Source organism: Thermoflavimicrobium daqui, from assembly GCF_003313465.1.
Lineage (GTDB): Bacteria > Bacillota > Bacilli > Thermoactinomycetales > Thermoactinomycetaceae > Thermoflavimicrobium > Thermoflavimicrobium daqui.
The window spans coordinates 68,402-86,130 of sequence record NZ_KZ845673.1 but is presented as its reverse complement, the minus strand read 5'-3'; the positions used below and the strand labels follow the sequence as shown (position 1 = coordinate 86,130).

Sequence of the window (17,729 nt, the reverse complement as noted above, 5' to 3'; positions counted from 1 at the left end):
CTAGAAAAAAGCAATGGAGATATAAATTTTATTCTATAGAAACAGTAAATGAAAAGAAGTCAATTACCTTTTTTGAATTCATCTACAACCCTGATCGAGATTCCAAATTTTCGCTTTATACAAACATGATAATAACAAACTGAGAAAGGATTTTCATCTATGAGCAAAGTACCAGATAGTACATTTTCATCAGAGGACGAATTAGTGATTCAGTGGATTAGAAATCATGCGCGACAACTTACTACCATTGATCCACGAGACCCACTCACGGATCTATCGGAATTTGCTAGCATGTTACGAGGCACCAAGGTCGTCAGCTTCGGTGAAACAACCCGTGGTGCTCGTAGTTCCCATCAAATGCAGCTTATTAAACACCGCTTTTTGAGATTCTTGGTTGAGTATTTAGGATTCCGTTCCCTTGTTCTAGAGATTGATTGGACGATAGGCATTCGGGTCGATGAGTACCTTCGTACAGGCATAGGTAATCTACGAGCCATACTGTCAGATATATGGGAACCATTGCAGACAGAAGAATTCCTTGATGCCATTCAATGGATGCGTTCCTACAACCAACAGCATCCAAACGATACAATCCGTGTTTTTGGTGGATATTCACAAGGTGTACCTATAAAGGCCTATGAGGTGGTGCTTGATTACGTTCGGTCAACAGCATCAGAACGGTTAGACGAGCTTGAGGTTCATTATTCTGTCCTTCGCTCGTCACATATGGATCATTTTTCATTATCTAACGCTCCTAAAAAGGAGAAACTGGAACTTATCAACCACGCTAAACAGGCTTATGAGCTTGTTTCTGATCTCCCTAGCTGTGACAATCACTCTATTGCGGTCCAATACGCCCGATTTATCTGGGGATTCTATGAGCAAATCGACTTAGATAAACTAGACCTTGATCAAAGATTTGCTAGAAACATGATTTTATGGCATAAGCACACAGGCCATAAAATTGTTTATTGGGGTGGGGTTGCTCATGTGGCTAACAACAACATAATTCCGAATAGAGGGTATAGTGTGGGAAGCTACTTAAGAAAATTTTTTGGATCGGGTTATTCATCTATCTGTCTCACTTTTCATCATGGCTCAGGGTTAAATCCTATTTCTCCGCCATCTTCAGAGTTTGTTGAATTTGTTTTGAGTAAAGCTAGCATGGATACATTTTTATTAGATTTGCGCATTGAAAAACCTAAATCAGTTCAATCATGGCTCAGAACTCCAACGAAGATGCGTGCGATTGGTCCCTACTATGATCCCAAGAAAGACCCTACACATCTAAAAGGGTTACTCTCTGATTGGTTCGATGTCATTATTCATATACAGGAGATTACACCTGCATTTCGGCTAGTGTAATGATGATATCAAATCATGATCACCCGTAAATGAACTACCCCATCCTAAAAATAAGACAGAGTTAACATCAAGTGGTATAATTTTTGATAAAAAACACTTCACCGAACTTAAAACTTGCCAATAAAGTCGTTTAGTACTAGGATACTTCGTCGTGAAGTTACATCTGCACGATCTGAATAAGGTTGCCGCATGTATCGTCGAAGACAGCTATTGTGACTTCGCCCATTTCTGTCGGCTCCATAGTAAACTTCACGCCTTTTTCCACTAATCGATTGTACTCTTTACGAATATCTGCAACGCCAAACATTGTTGCTGGGATGCCATCGGTAAATATCTTCTCTTGATACTCTTTGGCGGCAGGATGGTTATTCGGTTCGAGTAAAAGCTCGGTACCGTCCGGATCATCGGGAGAAACAAGCGTTATCCACCTAAATTCCCCAGCTGGAACGTCCTCCTTTTTTACAAACCCCAGCTTTTCTGAATAAAACTTTAGTGCCTTGTCTTGATCTTGTACGAATATACTGGTAACAACGATTTTCATACTGTTGTTGCCTCCCTTGTTATTTGTGACGCATGGTGCTGTGTTAATAAGTTGCACGCAAAACAACCCACACATTCGTCAGAAAGTCCTGTTCCGATATTATAAAAATACAAGGATATACCTTCTGATGGAAACTTCGTATTCATATAGAGGTGAAGGCCAAAACGAAAACTACCCAACCGTGGGCTTCAGCCAGCAATTACTGGTAAGTCCTTATTATTCTTAAGCAACCGTATCCAACAGCTTTCTAAGATTACAGTATTCAAGTCATTTACTAAATACAGCGAAAATTTAACCTTCTGATCTGTAAGGTGGCATCGATCGCGGGTCATAGCAATATTTATACGACTTTGTTCTGAACCCGAGTCGGTAACAGATGCTTAATAAATTGAACCAGCTTTAAGTAAGCTGGTTCCTTAATGTGATTTTATGGTATCTACTTTGCCCCTGGTTGCACGAACGCTGGTCTTGGGCCTATTTGGGCTATTTGACATTAATATAAGTATATGCTTATATAATCATGAGGTGATGAATAAGATGAATTTAGAACAGATAGCTGAGTGTCATAAATCCTTAGGAGATAAAACACGCTTACGTATATTGTCTTTACTTAAAGTAGAGGAACTGTGTGTATGTGAGCTAGTAGAAATTTTACAAATGACGCAGCCAGCCATTTCCCAACACATTCGAAAGCTAAAGAATACAAAATTAGTAAAAGAACGTAGGCAAGGTCAATGGATTTTCTACTCATTAGATGGATCAATATATCCTTTCTTCCAATCCATCTTAGACACACTTCCAGATATGAAAAACGAGATTGAGGAGTTAAAGAAAAGTGGTCGGAAAGTGTTCTGTAATTGAGTTTGGCATCTCATTTAATGATATTTATTGAAAGGCTGTTGATTTTATGAGTGGAGTGATGAGAAGGCTCTCTTTCTTAGACCGATATCTCACTCTCTGGATTTTCCTTGCAATGGCGCTTGGGATTGGATTAGGTTATTTGTCTCCTAATATGGTAAAAGCATTGACATCTTATCAAGCTGGAACCACATCCATACCTATTGCAATCGGCCTTATTTTAATGATGTATCCTCCTTTAGCAAAAGTCCGTTATGAAGAACTTGGGCAGGTCTTTCGCAACTTTAAAATCTTAGGACTCTCCCTCGTTCAAAATTGGATTATTGGTCCTGTTCTTATGTTTACTCTGGCTTTGATCTTCTTAAAAAATCAACCAGAATATATGGTTGGATTAATCTTGATTGGTTTAGCCCGTTGTATTGCGATGGTCATTGTATGGAATGATCTAGCAGATGGAAATCGAGAATATGCTGCAGGATTAGTCGCTTTTAACTCGGTCTTCCAAATTCTCTTTTATTCGGTTTATGCCTATTTCTTTATTACACTTGTACCTGATTGGCTTGGATTCAAAGGGCAAGTAGTAGATATCACTATGGGACAAGTTGCAGAAAGTGTACTGATTTATCTAGGTATTCCTTTCCTAGCAGGAATGCTCACCCGGTTTACTTTGGTTAAAGCTAAAGGACGGGAATGGTACGAGAAAAACTTTATTCCAGCGATTAGCCCCATTACCTTAATCGCTCTTCTCTTTACAATTATTGTGATGTTTTCACTCAAAGGTGATTTAGTTCTTCAGCTACCTTTCGATGTTCTTAAAATTGCTGTTCCTTTACTCATTTACTTTGTCATTATGTTCCTTGTTTCATTTTACATGGGTAAAAAAGTAGGAGCTGATTACTCCCAAACGGTTTCGTTATCCTTTACTGCCGCTAGTAACAACTTTGAGTTAGCAATTGCAGTAGCCATTGGTGTATTTGGAATTAACTCAGGAGCAGCCTTTGCAGCAGTCATCGGTCCCCTCGTTGAAGTTCCTGTCCTTATTGGTTTAGTCAATGTTGCTTTCTGGTTTAGACGAAAATATTTCAAATTACAGCAAAAGTCATAAGGAGGAATTACATGAGCAATAAGAAAATCATTTACTTCCTTTGCACAGGTAACTCTTGTCGTAGTCAAATGGCAGAAGGCTTCGGAAAGAAATACTTAGGAGAGCATTTTGATGTTTATAGTGCTGGGATCGAAGCACATGGACTCAATCCGAAAGCAGTCAAAGCGATGGCTGAAAAAGGGGTCGATATCTCCAATCAAACTTCAGATATCATTGATCCAGAGCTATTGAAAAAAGCTGATTATGTGATCACTCTTTGTGGTGATGCGAATGATAAATGCCCAATGACTTCGCCACATGTAAACCGTGATCATTGGGGCTTTGATGATCCGGCTAAAGCAGAAGGAACGGATGAAGAAAAATGGGCAGTGTTCCAACGTGTTCGAGATCAAATTGAATCTCGGATTATCCAATTCGCTAAAGAAGGAAAATAAATTAAAGCCACACCCCTTAGTAAATGGATGTGGCTTTTCCTATTCTAATTAAGGGTTTCTATAGTTTATCAACGGTCAACTACTCACCATTTCAATGGTGAGTAGTTGAAGGCGAATGGGATCACACAAGACTTTTGAGATATAGCCAGCTGGTCTATTATTTGATTAATTCATTTTACTTCCATCATTCAATCGAAGTTATTCAGAACAACAAGATGTTCCACTTTCTTTTTGTGGTTCTTCTTCCGTTATGCAACAAGAAGTTGGATCATCGTTTTGTTTTACATCTTCTAGGACAGTAAACACTTCCCATTGATGTCCATCTGGGCTCGTTACCCATATTTTATCTTGCCTAGCATAACAACAATTCGTATTCATTTCATCAAATGTAGCAAGACCTGCTCGTTGTAGTCGTTCTTTGACAAGTAAGACATCCTGAGTAGAGGCGACTTGAATACCTAAATGATTAATCCCACCACTCACTTCTCCACCTTCATTGAGAGTAAAGTTTAGGGCGGGTTGTTCTAAATCAAATTTAGCATATCCTAGTTTGACTTTAACAGGCTCTACACCAAAAAGACTTGTATAGAACTGAATAGATTGATCCAAGTTTTTTACATTAATTGCGAGATGAGGTTTCAAAATCATATTTTACACTCTCCTTTTGATTTTTCAGTTAGATTTTATCTAAGCAGCATAATTGTTCATGTAAGTATTTAGGATAATCTTCACGAAAGAACTGTCTGATCTGTTGTATAAATGTATCAAGTAAACTTTCTTTCGATAGTCGAGGGATGTTACATAATTCTTGGCACATTTCTTGCTGCCGTATTCTTGCCATTTGATCTACTTTATACCAATTTTGCATGGGATTCACCTCAAATCGATTTTTTTAAAACTATTTTGATAAGCTTATAAGTGTGAAGAGTCTATTTGGAGAGTTGCTCTGCTTCTTTTGCTTCCTTAATTTTTATATTGCAACAAGAATTATTTTGAGGTTGAAACTCTTGAATCTTTACTTCACAACAAGTGTTCTCTTTCTTTCTGAATACTTTTTTGATCCATGACATCAAATACACCTCCTTTAAAGGATAAAGAATAAGAACCCAGATATAGTTGCCATAAAAATAACTGATAGAATAAAAGCAATGACTAATCTCTTTTGAAAGATGGAATGAAGCAATGTAATTTCAGGTAAACTTGCTCCGGCTGAGCTAATCATGAGTGCCATAACAGGAGCGATTGCCATTCCTTTGACAATGAGTATTTGTGATAGTGGAACCATTGTAGATAATCGAATATATAAAGGAATTCCGATTATGGCTGCGACCGGAACTAGCCACCATTGATTACCGCCAAAATAAGAAGAAATCCATTCAGTTGGAACATATCCGTGAATAAAAGAGCCGATACCAGCACCAATCAGTAAGTAAGGGTAGACAGACTTCATTAAACCTAATGTTTCATTTAAAGCTCCTTTTAAACTGAATTTTGTTTTCTTATCCTCGTAACTAGTCATTATTACTTGTTTGACTGCACTTTCAAAACCCAATTTTTCCAAAGCTAATCCGATAATTACCGATAAAATGGATGTAATTAGTGTATAGGTTACTGCAACTTTTAACCCCAATAATGCCCCCATCTCTCTTATTTGCATTTTGCAAGTATATGTTTTAAGAAAAGGGGAGTTTAGTCCCCAACTGGATTACAACACATTTTTGATTTTGCCATACAGCTATTTAGAAGTTGAATCGACCTAAGTACCGTTTCCTTTTCAAAATCAGTCATGTATGAAAAAACTTCATCAAGGAAGCTATTCATCATTTTATCAACAGCAGTAGCTACGTACTTACCTTCTGTAGTAAGAGAGAGAACCATTACTCTTCGATCTTCTACCGAAGGGGTTTTCTTCACTAAATTCATTTTTACAAGAGATTGAACTTGTCTACTAAAGGTGGTGATATCTATTCCTAAAGTCTCAGCGACTTGCTGTATAGATGGTTGATGTTGATGATCAATTTCATAAAGGATATGGCTTTGAGTAAGAGAAATTTCATAACCACTAACACCGCAACAATTTTTGTTTAAAAATCCAAAGCGTCGTGTCATTACTTGAAACAATGCTCGAATATTCTCCAACAAAATCACCTCTAATTTCATTATAAATATTTATTTGCATTTTGCAAGTATATATTAAAAAATTATTTCTTAATTGCATCTCAATTGATTTTATCATTTATAAAACAAACTTATTTATTTAAACTTTACCTGTGTCAAATCGCTCTTATTTAATGGGATTTGATGAAGACGATAGAAGGAAACCGTGGGATGAAAGACAACAATTACTGTAAAATCAATCTCTTGTTATAAAGAATAAATAGTTCTATTTCGGTTATAATAGTAAAAGGTGCGACCTGCCGCAAACAGTCGCACCAGACTATTAAACCTTAGTCCGATCGTCCTTGTTCGTGGCAGTATCGGACTTTTTCTTTTCTCTTAGATGTATGTACAAGTTGATGAGAACCGGAGCCAGAGCTAGCATCCACTCTTTAAGCTCTACATAGATGTTAAGCCATTGCACGAAACATACCCTCCTTACCGTCTTGTATGGTAGTTAGCGCGGTTGATCCACGTCTGATACAGTGTAGACTGGGTAAGGATGTATGAGGCTTCGAAAAAGACCGATTAAACGCACCTACTTAATCTATTCGATAAGATATAATTACTTCCTTTAAGATTGATATTACCGAAAACTTTATAGCATAAGCACCTGTAGCAAATATCTCTGCTGTATATTGATAATCCTAAATATTACAACCCCATCAATCCATAACTTCCTGTAATATTTGTTTAGTCATTCCCTTTCCTTCAACACATGCTATATTTTAGAGTTTAGGTATGTACTCAGAAACTCGTGATTCTTAGGAAGGGCGGCTCCGAAAAGAGGACCACCACTTCATGGCTTTATAACCTCACAATCAACCTATTAGTATGACCCTATTCCAATAAGTTTCCAACTCTACAGTTTCTATGAAAACAGCCTTCTAATTTCTTCTGTAATAGGAGAGAGTTAATCCATAATAAAAGAAAACTCATAGACAAAATATAAGAGGAATATCAGTGTTTGTTATTTTAGGATAAAATCAACAACTATCATATGCTTTCATACTCTTTGATAATCTTATAAAATGTACTCTTTTTTAGATTCAATATCTGCATAAACTTAACTGCTGTAATTTCTCCAGCTTTCCACTTTGGGTAGTTTTCATTGATTAGCTTCCTTTGATCTTTAGATAGAGTTGATAAATCGATTTTAGGTCTTCCTAAATGCTTACCCTGCGCCTTGGCCAGTGCGATCCCTTCTGCCTGACGTTGTTTAATCTTCTTTCTTTCCTGCTCAGCAACATAAGATAGAAGAGATAAGAACTGATCTTCCATCAACTTTCCGATATCACCCATGGATTTGAATTTCCGACTATCGAATAATGTTTCGTTTTCTAAGATGATAATATCTGCATTTATTTCACGAGTGATATACTTCCATTCTTTGATAATCCCATCATAACTCCTTCCTAATCTGTCAAGAGCATCGATATAAACCATATCACCTTCACGAATAAATCTCTTCATCATCTGGTATTGAGGACGGTCAAAGTCTTTACCACTTTGCTTATCAATAAAAATATATCTTTCTTCAATTCCAAGCTCGTGCATCTTTTTTAATTGCCGCTCAATATTCTGATCTTTCGATGAAACTCGAATATAGCCCATCTTCATATAAATATCCCTTCTCCAATATCAATTTAATATTTATATTATATCAAATGTGGTTGTAAAAGTGGTTGTAAGAAAATAAACGTCTATTTATTATCAAACATACCTTTATAAACAATAGATCCATTCAAAAGTGGATGAGATCTAAAGTATACCTTTATGGACACAGATATATAAAGATTTTCTTTAGCAGGAACTAGTCTTTTAACCTAGAAGTTATAAGGTGAATAAAATAGGCTAAAATGAGAGTGGGACATATGTTACGTTTTAATGAATATGGCTATCTTCCAGAAGGTGACCATGAAATGACTATATCTGAATTAAAAGAATCCATTTTAGTACTAGGAGATGAATCAACCTATCAATGGAAAGAAGGACATAGGCGGTATTTAGTGAATAATTTGGAGCATTTGATTCAGCCGTTATGGACTATAGGAATTGAAAGTGTTTATATTGATGGCTCTTTCTGTACTGACAAAGAAACACCTAAAGATATTGATGCCTATTTTGAATTCCCTGATGATGGGAAAACTAGAGCTCAAATATTACAAGAGCTAATTGCCTTGGCTCACGAACTCAACTCTTTATCTGAGGATGGACTATGGAATTGGTGGGAAAGGCGACCAAATAGTGATTTCGAGTCAAAACCAGAGATGTGGTTCAAATATCAAATTGAGATCTATCCGAATTGTTTTGGGGTCTATGCGACAAAGGATGGAAAGAAGTTTGACCAAATGTTTCGTCAAGATAAAAACGGCTTTCCTAAAGGGGTTATTAAGCTAATTAAGGGGTGATTATGTGAGACTTCATTCAGAACAGCAGTATTTGAAGTCAAAGAAAGAATTAGAAGAGAATGAACAATATCGTGCAGAAGAATTAAAGAAAATGAAAGAAGAAGGATATACGCCTGAGATGATAGGTATTGCTTTTTGTCAGTTAGATTGTGTTCTAAGCGGTTTACGTCGTGATATAAGAGAATATGAAGAAGCAGTTTCTGGAGACTTTGAGAAAGAGAAGGTAACAATTGATAAACTCGGCTCTCATCTTATCAAACTTCGAATCTGGAAAGGTCTTAGTCAAACCGAACTTGCTGAACGATTAGGGGTGACTCCTGTACAGGTTTGTAAGGATGAGAGAAATGAATATCAAAACATCAGCATGAGAAAATTGAATCGGATATTACAGGCTTTAGAAGTTGAGAAGCTAACTATTATTCCTAAAGATGAATACTCAAAGTGGCAAGCTATTCAAGAAATGGCAGCATCAAGTGAGAAGAAGAGACAAGCGGGTTAATAAACAAAAACAGGGCTGACGTGTTACTTTGTCAACCCTGTTTTTTTATTTACTCTTTTTCTTTTCTCTACGATTTGAACCTTTTACTTCTAATGGAATGACATAATGACGAATACACTCCATTAATTTTTTTGCACGGAAAAAGTCAGTTCCACTTTTGGTATGGCAGGAGATTCTTTATGTAATAACAAGGCTTTCGTGTTAACATACACATGATGTATATCAGACTCGTTTTTGTACTGAATCCATAAATCAATATTTTTTCTAGGTTTAATTAACACAGATACTTTTATAGGTTCGTCTATTTGGTATTTGTTATCACGAAACAAACGTATCTACGGATCGCTTAGCGAGAAGTAGTAGATGGTCTGTTCCGACCCTGGTACATCCCTTTTTGTACCTGTTGCTTACTTAGGAATCCAGATGACTTTCCGATCACTTCGATCGAGTATCGAAGGCAAACCCTTCGATACGTGAGAGCTTCTTGATTCTAATGGTAAGAAACTCCCTCTTCTTAGCGTTAGCGTGAGTGGGAGAGGTTCATAGGAATCTTAAGCTTAATCTAAGAAGTCAAGAGTTAATATGATATTTTATCTGTAAGATCTGGCTGTACAATATCAGAGATTGCAGTATAAATGTTCGGTGGATACTCAGCAAGTCGGTGACATAAATATAAATACCACTCTTTCCCATATGTTAAATATACTTTTGTTTGGTAACCCTTTTCCTTTAGATCCCATATCAAGTCAGAACGGATTCCATATAGCATTTCAAATTCTACATTAGGTTGTTGGGCATGTTTACGATGTAGTAATTCCTGAATAATTACCTCATCATGTGTTGCAATGGATACAGGATGGTTTGCTGCTACGAGGGTGTCCACAAGGGACAGATAACGTTCGGTTAATTCTTCAGATCTAGCAATAGAAATTTCAGCAGATTCCTCATAAGCACCTTTAACAACTCGTATTCTCCCAGGATAATAAATGAGTTCCTTAATATCATCGCTGGATCGGTATAAATGTGCCTGCAGTGTTATGCCTACATTTGGATATTGCTTAGTCGCCTTTTTATAAATATCAAGAATGTCGTCCGTTTTTGATGATTCCTCCATACTGATCATTAGTGTAATCCCGTATTGATTTGCTTTTTCGGCTATCTCAAGTAAATGCTTATAAGCTATGTCTGGATTCAAAGATAATCCAATATGCGAGAGATCTAGCGAAACAGTTTGTTTCATTGACATGGAACCCATTTTTTCTATAAGATTCAAAAATTCCTCTTTGACTTTTATACAATCTTCTAATTCTGCTGTATTTTCCCCTATGTATTCAAGTGAAATAAAATACCCTTTTGAAATCAGCTCCTTTGCTATCTCGATTCCATCTTGTTTATTTTCTCCTGTAACAAACCGTTTGGCAGCCTTCAATAATAATGGATATAGTTCATTGGATTGTTGAATATAGGATTTAATATGTTGATTTCGTGCAATCGATTTAAGTGCTTGAGAGACCTGGGATTCCTGAGTTTTCATTATGATTGTACATCTCCTTTTTACTATTTGAATCCACTTTATCATGATAAAATGGTTTATATTAGTACCACTTATTATGTTTTTTATGGCACCACTTTTATAGAAGGAGAAAATGCAAATATGCTTTGGATACCTATTGACCGGTCGCTGGATATACCTTTAATTAAGCAAGTTTATCAGCAAATACGGGAACGGATATTAAATGGTCAGCTAAAATCGGATGAAAAACTACCATCTACCCGGGAACTATCTTCTGAATTAAAAGTTTCTAGGAATGTAATTTTAGAAGCATATGATCAACTATTGGCCGAAGGATTTTTAGTTTCTCGAAGGGGTTCGGGGACATTTGTTGCTGCAGGAGCTTTTTTAGAACAACATAAAAAGGCATCCTCATTACACTCTTTTATTAGGGATGAAAAAGACAAAAAAGATGATGATATTAACTTTCGTTCAGGAATACCAGCATTGGATTTGTTCCCACGTAAGACATGGGCAAAGTTATCCTATACCATATGGAGCGAGACATCTTCTTCAGCGTTTGGATATGATTTTCCTGAGGGTCGTCCGGAATTAAGACAGGTTTTATCACATTATTTACTGAAAACGAGAGGTGTTGACTGTCATCCAGATCAAATTGTGATTACTTCTGGTGCAACTCAAGCTATGACACTCGTTTCCAAATTACTTTTATCACTGAATGATACGGTAATAATGGAAGATCCAATCACCAATGATATTCAAACGATATTTAAAACCACTGGTGCGCACCTCTATCCCATACCTGTTGATGAATATGGAATGAAAACATCTTATCTGCCATTAAATAAAAATCCAAGATTCGTTTTTGTTACTCCTTCTCATCAATTTCCTTTAGGAGGAGCGTTACCAATTCAACGACGGATTCAATTGATTCATTACTCAAGAAAAACTAATTGTTATCTTGTTGAGGATGATTATGACAGTGAGTTTCGGTATGAAGGCCCGCCTGTAAGTTCATTACAGGGATTGGACCCTGAACGTGTATTATACATTGGTTCATTTAGCAAAATCTTATCACCCGCCCTTAGAATGGGATATTTGATTCTACCTTTACAGCTCATTGAACAGTGCCGGAAGCTAAAATGGTTTTCGGATCTGCATACGCCTTCTTTAGATCAGCTTATCCTATAAAGGAAGGCCATTTGGAACGGCATATTTCAAGAATGAAGAAGACTTATAAATTCCGGAGAGATTTTCTTATCAATTGTTTAAAAACAACATTTTCGAATAAGATTAATATTTTGGGTGACTCCACAGGCTTACACCTCATTGTTGAATTTAAGGAACAACATTTTTCAAAAGAATTACTTGAAGAAATTGAACAATTTGGAGTTAAAATTCATCCAGTTGAAGATCACGTAATTGAAAAAGGAAAATATCCTAATCAAATTATTTTGGGTTATGGACATCTAAACAATGACGAAATTGAAGAAGGCATAACTAGACTGTTTCAAGCAATAAATAAGGGTAATACTTAAAAAATAAAAGTCGATTGATCCTGAACGTAAAGGAAATCGACTTTTTTATGAGATCAGGTCCTTAGCGTACGATTTTTTTAAAATGCTGAGAATATCTTTCGTTAATTGGCTTGATTTGTTGTGTGAATTACCAATATAATATAAATATTCGTCGTATTCTGCAACTGACTATGACGAGTTTTTTCAACAAAAATAACAAACTATAATTTCTCAACTGGAAGAAGTTGGTTAAAATAGAAAAGATGGGGTAGATTCAACAAAGTAAATGAATCTACCCCAGTCTTTTTGTGTGTGGCTCAAAAAAGAACAAATCGTTGCTGTACCTCTTCTAAGACTTCTTCTGGCATTTCCCTGACTTTGATATCCGCACCTAGAAAAAGTATCCAATTTGTTATTTCGGTCAATTCTTCGGGATTATTCACATTGATAAAAGTCTTTAAAATGGCTGTGGTTTGGTAAGGATTCGTATAGGAAATGGAAACTTTTAACGGATGGTATTTTTTGAACTGGGCAATTGCTTTTGGACCAAGTTCAACAATAAGATTGATTACTTCTTCCTGCTTACTTAGTTTTTCTAAAATCTTTTTCTTACTTAATCCTTTTTTCGTCGGGTAGGGGTTCACATCGATAAGATGGTCGACCAGAAAAATCTTCTTCTTTTCTTCCTTTAAGTCAAAGCCTTCAATCAGCCAAAGACTTTTTTCATGATAAAGGTGCAAGAGATAAATGGGATAAGACTTTATTACCTCCTCTTCTTTGATGGTAATCCATAAATAGCGATCCAAAAGAAGGGTTTGGATGAGTTTTTCTATCATGGGATGGGGGAGGTCTGAAAGCTCAAGTAGGTCGGGATTATAAGGATTGGTTCCTTCAAAAATCAGAATTTGATTTAAAAAAACTAAGTCGTCTTGCTGATTTTCTGAAATGAGACCAAGTAATTTTTCAGCTAAAGACTGACGACTCTTTAGATAGGGGAGTTGTTGATTTCTTGTGGCCATAAAGGCTATAAAAAGAGCTTTAAGCTCATTATCAGTAAAGCGAACTACAGGCAGGACAGAGTTATGCATGACAAAATAACCCCCATCCCTTCCAACTTCAGAGACGAGCGGCATCCCCATGGCCTCAATTTCTCTGATATCTCTAATCGCTGTCGAACGAGAGATGTTAAATTCCCGCATGATTTCAGAAATGGTAAAGTGGGAGCGGTTGTTGATATATCGCATGATGGTATTAATCCGTTCAACTTTTTTCATCAGGACTCCTAAACAGTATCATTTTTTGACATGATTTAAGACTATCATATACCTATCAAGCAAAGAAAACAATTCATTAAAAAAGGAAGGGATTGAATATGGCAGATTATACCCTAGAAGAAAAAGATAGCTTTACCGTTGTAGGTATTGGAACGGAGCTTACAGACTATGCTGGAATGGACAAGAAAAAGGCAGACTTTTGGCAAGCCATCAGCCGAAATGGAACACTTGACACGTTAAAAGCCATAGCTACAAATGACTACATTTTTGCTGTGAACGAAGCGGTGAATAACAAGATGATGCATTATGCTGGTGTTATGACAGATGCATCAGTATCAGCACCAGAAGAGGCTAGAATTATCCAATTTCCTAAAGGGAAATACCTAGTTGTAAAAGGGGAAGAGAAAACAGTTAGTGAATTGAATAGCAAACTGGAAGGCATTGCCTTTGGTCAAGTCTTGCCAGAAGCAAAGAACTTTGCTTATGTCGGTGGGCCAAATGCAATGGTTGAGATGGGACAACGAGACGGCTTCATTTTTGGTGAGATGTGGGTTCCTGTTGTTAAGAAATAAAAAGCTAAAAGGAGAAGATGAATATGTCCTATATCGTTGATTTTAAAAATGTATCTACAGTTGGTTTAGAGTCTTCACCTGTAGTTGAGACGCTTGCTGGCTTACGTGCGAATGAAGCCCGTTATTTTATGAACAAGTACAAGCATGAATTTACGGTTGAACCAGCTAGCGAAAGCCAAGAGACTCTTGATTATGTGAACCGTATTTTGAAAGAAGAGCGTGATATTGAGTTTTCGGCCAAACCTTTAGAAACATCACGTTTCCAAGTGGAAAACATCCAATTTGCCTACGTCTTTTATGAGGATGGTCTTGTGGTTAACATGATGTATCCCACTGATAACCCTAAGAAGCGGGCCGTTGGTTTTAAGCTTTCTGAGGGGATGGAGATACCAACGGAGTTAGAAGGGAAGTTTAAGTTTGCTAGGCAGAAGTCTAAACTAGCTGGGACAATTCGGGGCTCGTTTTTTGTAATTAAAGGAGAATATTAAAGTAAGCAAAAGCGCAAGTTGAGGAATCTGTAGGTCATTCTTTTTCTCCATTGAAATGAGTGAAAGCTATTTTCTCTCAAGGTAAAAAATAGCTTTCACTCGCTAAAACTTCTACTTTGCCAATAGAGTTTCGGCTAAGGGATAGAGGGAGCGAAGAGCGATTTTGGGGCCATATCCCCAAAAAATGGAAAAATGACTTGAGGTACCATGCATGTAGCATCAAGTCATTTCTTGTTTATACAGGGACTTGCTGTCTTTTACAAAAAGACGCTTTGTTGCAGCATGGATGCAAAAAGATATTCACTGATATTTTTAGTGGTGGCCAACTTACTCGAAAGGGCTTAGACGAAGCTCTTAGCTATGTTCGTACAGGTGATACATTAGTTGTTTGGAAACTTGACCGTCTTGGAAGATCATTAAAGCACCTGATCGACGTTGTTAATGGCTTGAATGAGCAAGGAATCGGTTTCCGAAGTCTACAAGAAAATATGGACACTACAAGTAGTGGTGGAAAACTAATTTTTCATGTGTTTGGTGCTTTAGCTGAATTTGAGCGCGAAATAATCCGTGAGAGAACCCAAGCAGGGTTAGCAGCAGCTCGTGACCGGGGGAGACTAGGTGGCCGCCCGCGGAAGATGGATGAGAAAAAATTGAAAATGGCTGTATCCTTGATGAAAGATCCAAATCTATCTGTACAAGAAATTTGCGAAACATTGAAAGTGTCTAAATCCACTTTATATCGGTATTTAAATCAGAGCAACAAAAAAGGTATTACATAACTTTCGGGCTTCATATTTTTTCAAGTTCTATCTGGGAGGTTCAATATGAATCAAAAAATCGTCTGCACTGGATTTCTTCTTCACAAAAATAAAGTATTGACTATTCAACGCTCGTTTAAAGAGAAATTCTTACCAGGCTTTTTTGAATTACCAGGCGGAAAAGTCGACTTTGGTGAAGATCCAAGAGAAGCGCTTGCAAGAGAGTTTCATGAGGAAGTTAACTTAGAAATAGAGGTCGGAGATCCATATCATACATTTTCATATATTTCGGATAATGGTAACCGCCATACTGTTGATATACTTTATATGGTTCGTCTATTTAATGGGGAATCTATTGAAAACCTGAAGCTCAGTGAAGACCATATCGACGTGAAGTGGATTGGCTCTAATGAGATTAACCAATATGACTTAAGCGATGAAATTAAGAAATGTATCCTAAAAGGATTTCAGTCATCTGCTATTTACTCTTGACTTAAAAGAGAAAGAACGCCTAAGTGGCGTTCTTTCAGCTTGTCGACAAAGTTCATTTTTGAACAGGTCGACAAGCTGAAAGAGACCCTAAGGTCTCTTTATTTTTAACCTAACCGCCTTCAGGTGGGTCGCCTACACGCATAGTAACCCCTCCTTCCACTTCCTCTTGCTTCAATATTAGTTGAATTTGATGTTTTCTTTCAAGTATTTTTATATGCATTTTCATGTCAAATTGTAAGTAAGCATTGCTCAAGTCAAATAAAACTTCCTCACGTTTTCGGATGAACTTAGATTCGTCACATAGCTTATCAGCTAGCGATAGGTGTAAAACTGCATCCTTAGGTCTATTCCACATAATTAATGTTTTTTCATATTCGTGAAGGGCTTCTACGTGTCGTCTGCTGTTATTTGTTATTTCGCCTGTCGCTAGTGCTTTATGAAAGTATTCTTCTGATTTCCTATATTCGCCTATTTTATGGTATAGTTTTGCCAACTCTGTGTAAGTTGCAATAACTAACGATTCCCTTTTCAGTCGCTTAACAGGGACTCTTAAATCCAGTGCATAATACAAACATTCCTCTGCTTTATCGTAATTATTTAAAAGAAGATAAGTCTTCCCTAACAGAGTCCATAACTCTAGTACCCTATCAAGAAACTTGTTATTGATCGCAATATCAAGGCCCTCATTCGCCACTAGTAAGGCTTCCTCATACAATCTAAATTGAATCAACACTGATGTTTTAGCTTCATAGGCACTTAAAACTACTGGTACCAAGGGTGAAGGGGAATATTTCCATAATTCATCGAGAACTATTTTTGCATCCATGTTTCGCCCAAGCATCTCCAGATAAATAGCTTTCGAACTAAGCAAATACTGAATGACATGTCTCTTGTCTCCTGTTGGTTGATAATATAGTATTCCTTTATTAGTGTAGTTTAGAGCATTTGTTAGATCATTCTCATAGTAGTAAGTTTCGGCAATTTTCTTACATATTAAAGAGTAAAGATTAGTATCTTTGATCTCTGGATACTTTTCTACCCTCTTTGCTTACGAATTTGCTTTAAGAACTTGCCTAATTCCAATCTAGATTTAGCAAATAACACAATAGATCCCTTCCTTCAACTTTTTTTAAATTCGTGATTGTGATTCTCTATACGCTTGTTTAGCCTTAATTCGTGGCGGTTACGCCGTGATTTTAGAGTATTAATACTATTTTAGTATTAATTTACCTTTTTACGCCGCTATAAAACGCATATTTGCGGAATACTGGCTATTTGCTCGCTAATTCTGAATCATGTAAAATATCAAATAACCAGTAAGAAAAGGATTAATAGAATATATCCATAAAATCAAGCGCAGGAGGTATTATTTGTATGACAAAAATAAGTATAGTATGCTCGATAAACAGAAAAATACACTGCTCGCTAACTTTAAAGCACGATAATTTAGCAAGTAAAATTCGCGAGTATGGTAGGAGAAAGCGATTGCGCTTGATAGAAAGAACATTTGGAAAAAATGCAGACACGTGCCCAAAATGTCATGCTTTACATATATGGATGTTAGGAGACTTCAAACCGGAGAAATGTCGTCGATGTGATGCAACTCTAGATAGGGATATTAATCTATTCGGAGCTCACTAGGTCACTATAATAGATGTAATATTTTGAAAGGTGGTGATGCAAGAAATAAAGGATTAAACTATATGCTGTCCGACAAGATCATGGTTTCGTTTCTTATTTCACAC

Annotated in this window: 20 protein-coding genes and 2 pseudogenes; 11 read left to right on the top strand and 11 right to left on the bottom strand. The window is 36.7% G+C overall.

The genetic code is table 11. The annotated features are described in order from the left end of the window. Positions 1-159 precede the first annotated feature (159 nt). Positions 160-1,365 (top strand): erythromycin esterase family protein, encoded by a 1,206-nt coding sequence (locus DL897_RS15475; RefSeq protein ID WP_113660025.1) that lies wholly within the window; start codon positions 160-162, stop codon positions 1,363-1,365. Positions 1,366-1,522: 157 nt separating this feature from the next. On the opposite strand, the gene DL897_RS15470 is transcribed toward DL897_RS15475, so the two are convergent. After that, the gene (locus DL897_RS15470) at positions 1,523-1,906 is read right to left on the bottom strand and encodes a VOC family protein (protein WP_113660024.1); all 384 of its coding nucleotides are present in this window, start codon (positions 1,904-1,906) and stop codon (positions 1,523-1,525) included. Between the two features lie 537 nt (positions 1,907-2,443). On the opposite strand from DL897_RS15470, the gene DL897_RS15465 reads away from it, so the two are divergent. The 3 genes from DL897_RS15465 to arsC are packed head-to-tail and all read left to right on the top strand — an operon-like array spanning position 2,444 to position 4,303. Beyond that, positions 2,444-2,767, top strand: a complete 324-nt coding sequence (locus DL897_RS15465) for an ArsR/SmtB family transcription factor (protein WP_113660023.1) — start codon at positions 2,444-2,446, stop codon at positions 2,765-2,767. A 58-nt stretch (positions 2,768-2,825) separates the two neighbouring features. Further along, on the top strand, positions 2,826-3,869 hold the full coding sequence (arsB, locus tag DL897_RS15460) for an ACR3 family arsenite efflux transporter (protein ID WP_113660052.1): 1,044 nt from the start codon (positions 2,826-2,828) through the stop codon (positions 3,867-3,869). A gap of 11 nt (positions 3,870-3,880) precedes the next feature. Beyond that, complete coding sequence (gene arsC / locus DL897_RS15455; RefSeq protein WP_113660022.1) at positions 3,881-4,303, top strand: arsenate reductase (thioredoxin); 423 nt, start codon at positions 3,881-3,883, stop codon at positions 4,301-4,303. Positions 4,304-4,501: 198 nt separating this feature from the next. Here the strand turns inward: arsC and DL897_RS15450 are convergent, their stop codons facing one another. The 7 genes and pseudogenes from DL897_RS15450 to DL897_RS15430 form a co-directional block, all read right to left on the bottom strand. After that, positions 4,502-4,951 (bottom strand): ArsI/CadI family heavy metal resistance metalloenzyme, encoded by a 450-nt coding sequence (locus tag DL897_RS15450; RefSeq protein ID WP_113660021.1) that lies wholly within the window; start codon positions 4,949-4,951, stop codon positions 4,502-4,504. Positions 4,952-4,979: 28 nt separating this feature from the next. Then, entirely contained in the window at positions 4,980-5,171 is a 192-nt protein-coding gene (locus tag DL897_RS15445; RefSeq protein WP_113660020.1) for a hypothetical protein, read from the bottom strand. A gap of 61 nt (positions 5,172-5,232) precedes the next feature. Beyond that, positions 5,233-5,373, bottom strand: coding sequence for a hypothetical protein (locus DL897_RS18350; RefSeq protein ID WP_168188826.1), 141 nt, complete (start codon positions 5,371-5,373; stop codon positions 5,233-5,235). Positions 5,374-5,387: 14 nt separating this feature from the next. Continuing rightward, a pseudogene (locus DL897_RS15440) lies at positions 5,388-5,945 on the bottom strand (permease); the annotation flags it as partial. A gap of 47 nt (positions 5,946-5,992) precedes the next feature. Further along, entirely contained in the window at positions 5,993-6,442 is a 450-nt protein-coding gene (locus tag DL897_RS15435; RefSeq protein ID WP_113660018.1) for a MarR family winged helix-turn-helix transcriptional regulator, read from the bottom strand. Positions 6,443-6,743: 301 nt separating this feature from the next. Continuing rightward, positions 6,744-6,884: a hypothetical protein gene (locus tag DL897_RS18345; protein ID WP_168188825.1), complete on the bottom strand. Its 141-nt coding sequence runs from the start codon at positions 6,882-6,884 to the stop codon at positions 6,744-6,746. A 572-nt stretch (positions 6,885-7,456) separates the two neighbouring features. Continuing rightward, positions 7,457-8,080, bottom strand: a complete 624-nt coding sequence (locus DL897_RS15430) for a recombinase family protein (protein WP_113660017.1) — start codon at positions 8,078-8,080, stop codon at positions 7,457-7,459. 254 nt (positions 8,081-8,334) lie between these two features. On the opposite strand from DL897_RS15430, the gene DL897_RS15425 reads away from it, so the two are divergent. Both DL897_RS15425 and DL897_RS15420 read left to right on the top strand, forming a co-directional pair. After that, positions 8,335-8,871, top strand: a complete 537-nt coding sequence (locus DL897_RS15425; protein WP_113660016.1) for a DUF6932 family protein — start codon at positions 8,335-8,337, stop codon at positions 8,869-8,871. Positions 8,872-8,875: 4 nt separating this feature from the next. Beyond that, entirely contained in the window at positions 8,876-9,370 is a 495-nt protein-coding gene (locus DL897_RS15420) for a helix-turn-helix domain-containing protein (RefSeq protein WP_113660015.1), read from the top strand. A 577-nt stretch (positions 9,371-9,947) separates the two neighbouring features. Here DL897_RS15420 and DL897_RS15415 read toward each other — a convergent pair. After that, a complete protein-coding gene (locus DL897_RS15415) occupies positions 9,948-10,904 on the bottom strand; it encodes a proline dehydrogenase family protein (RefSeq protein ID WP_113660014.1) in 957 nt (318 codons plus the stop codon). Positions 10,905-11,024: 120 nt separating this feature from the next. Between DL897_RS15415 and pdxR the strand changes: the two are divergent. Further along, a pseudogene (gene pdxR / locus DL897_RS15410) lies at positions 11,025-12,421 on the top strand (MocR-like pyridoxine biosynthesis transcription factor PdxR). Positions 12,422-12,717: 296 nt separating this feature from the next. On the opposite strand, the gene DL897_RS15405 reads toward pdxR, so the two are convergent. Continuing rightward, positions 12,718-13,674, bottom strand: a complete 957-nt coding sequence (locus DL897_RS15405) for a helix-turn-helix transcriptional regulator (RefSeq protein WP_113660013.1) — start codon at positions 13,672-13,674, stop codon at positions 12,718-12,720. Between the two features lie 98 nt (positions 13,675-13,772). On the opposite strand from DL897_RS15405, the gene DL897_RS15400 reads away from it, so the two are divergent. The 4 genes from DL897_RS15400 (at position 13,773) to DL897_RS15385 (ending at position 15,984) form a co-directional block, all read left to right on the top strand. Continuing rightward, complete coding sequence (locus DL897_RS15400) at positions 13,773-14,246, top strand: GyrI-like domain-containing protein (RefSeq protein ID WP_113660012.1); 474 nt, start codon at positions 13,773-13,775, stop codon at positions 14,244-14,246. Between the two features lie 23 nt (positions 14,247-14,269). After that, a complete protein-coding gene (locus tag DL897_RS15395) occupies positions 14,270-14,734 on the top strand; it encodes a phage tail protein (protein ID WP_113660011.1) in 465 nt (154 codons plus the stop codon). Between the two features lie 218 nt (positions 14,735-14,952). Then, positions 14,953-15,513, top strand: a complete 561-nt coding sequence (locus tag DL897_RS15390) for a recombinase family protein (protein WP_113660051.1) — start codon at positions 14,953-14,955, stop codon at positions 15,511-15,513. A gap of 45 nt (positions 15,514-15,558) precedes the next feature. Continuing rightward, the gene (locus DL897_RS15385) at positions 15,559-15,984 is read left to right on the top strand and encodes an NUDIX hydrolase (RefSeq protein ID WP_113660010.1); all 426 of its coding nucleotides are present in this window, start codon (positions 15,559-15,561) and stop codon (positions 15,982-15,984) included. 109 nt (positions 15,985-16,093) lie between these two features. On the opposite strand, the gene DL897_RS15380 is transcribed toward DL897_RS15385, so the two are convergent. After that, positions 16,094-16,810, bottom strand: coding sequence for a tetratricopeptide repeat protein (locus DL897_RS15380; protein ID WP_168188824.1), 717 nt, complete (start codon positions 16,808-16,810; stop codon positions 16,094-16,096). Positions 16,811-17,729 lie beyond the last annotated feature (919 nt).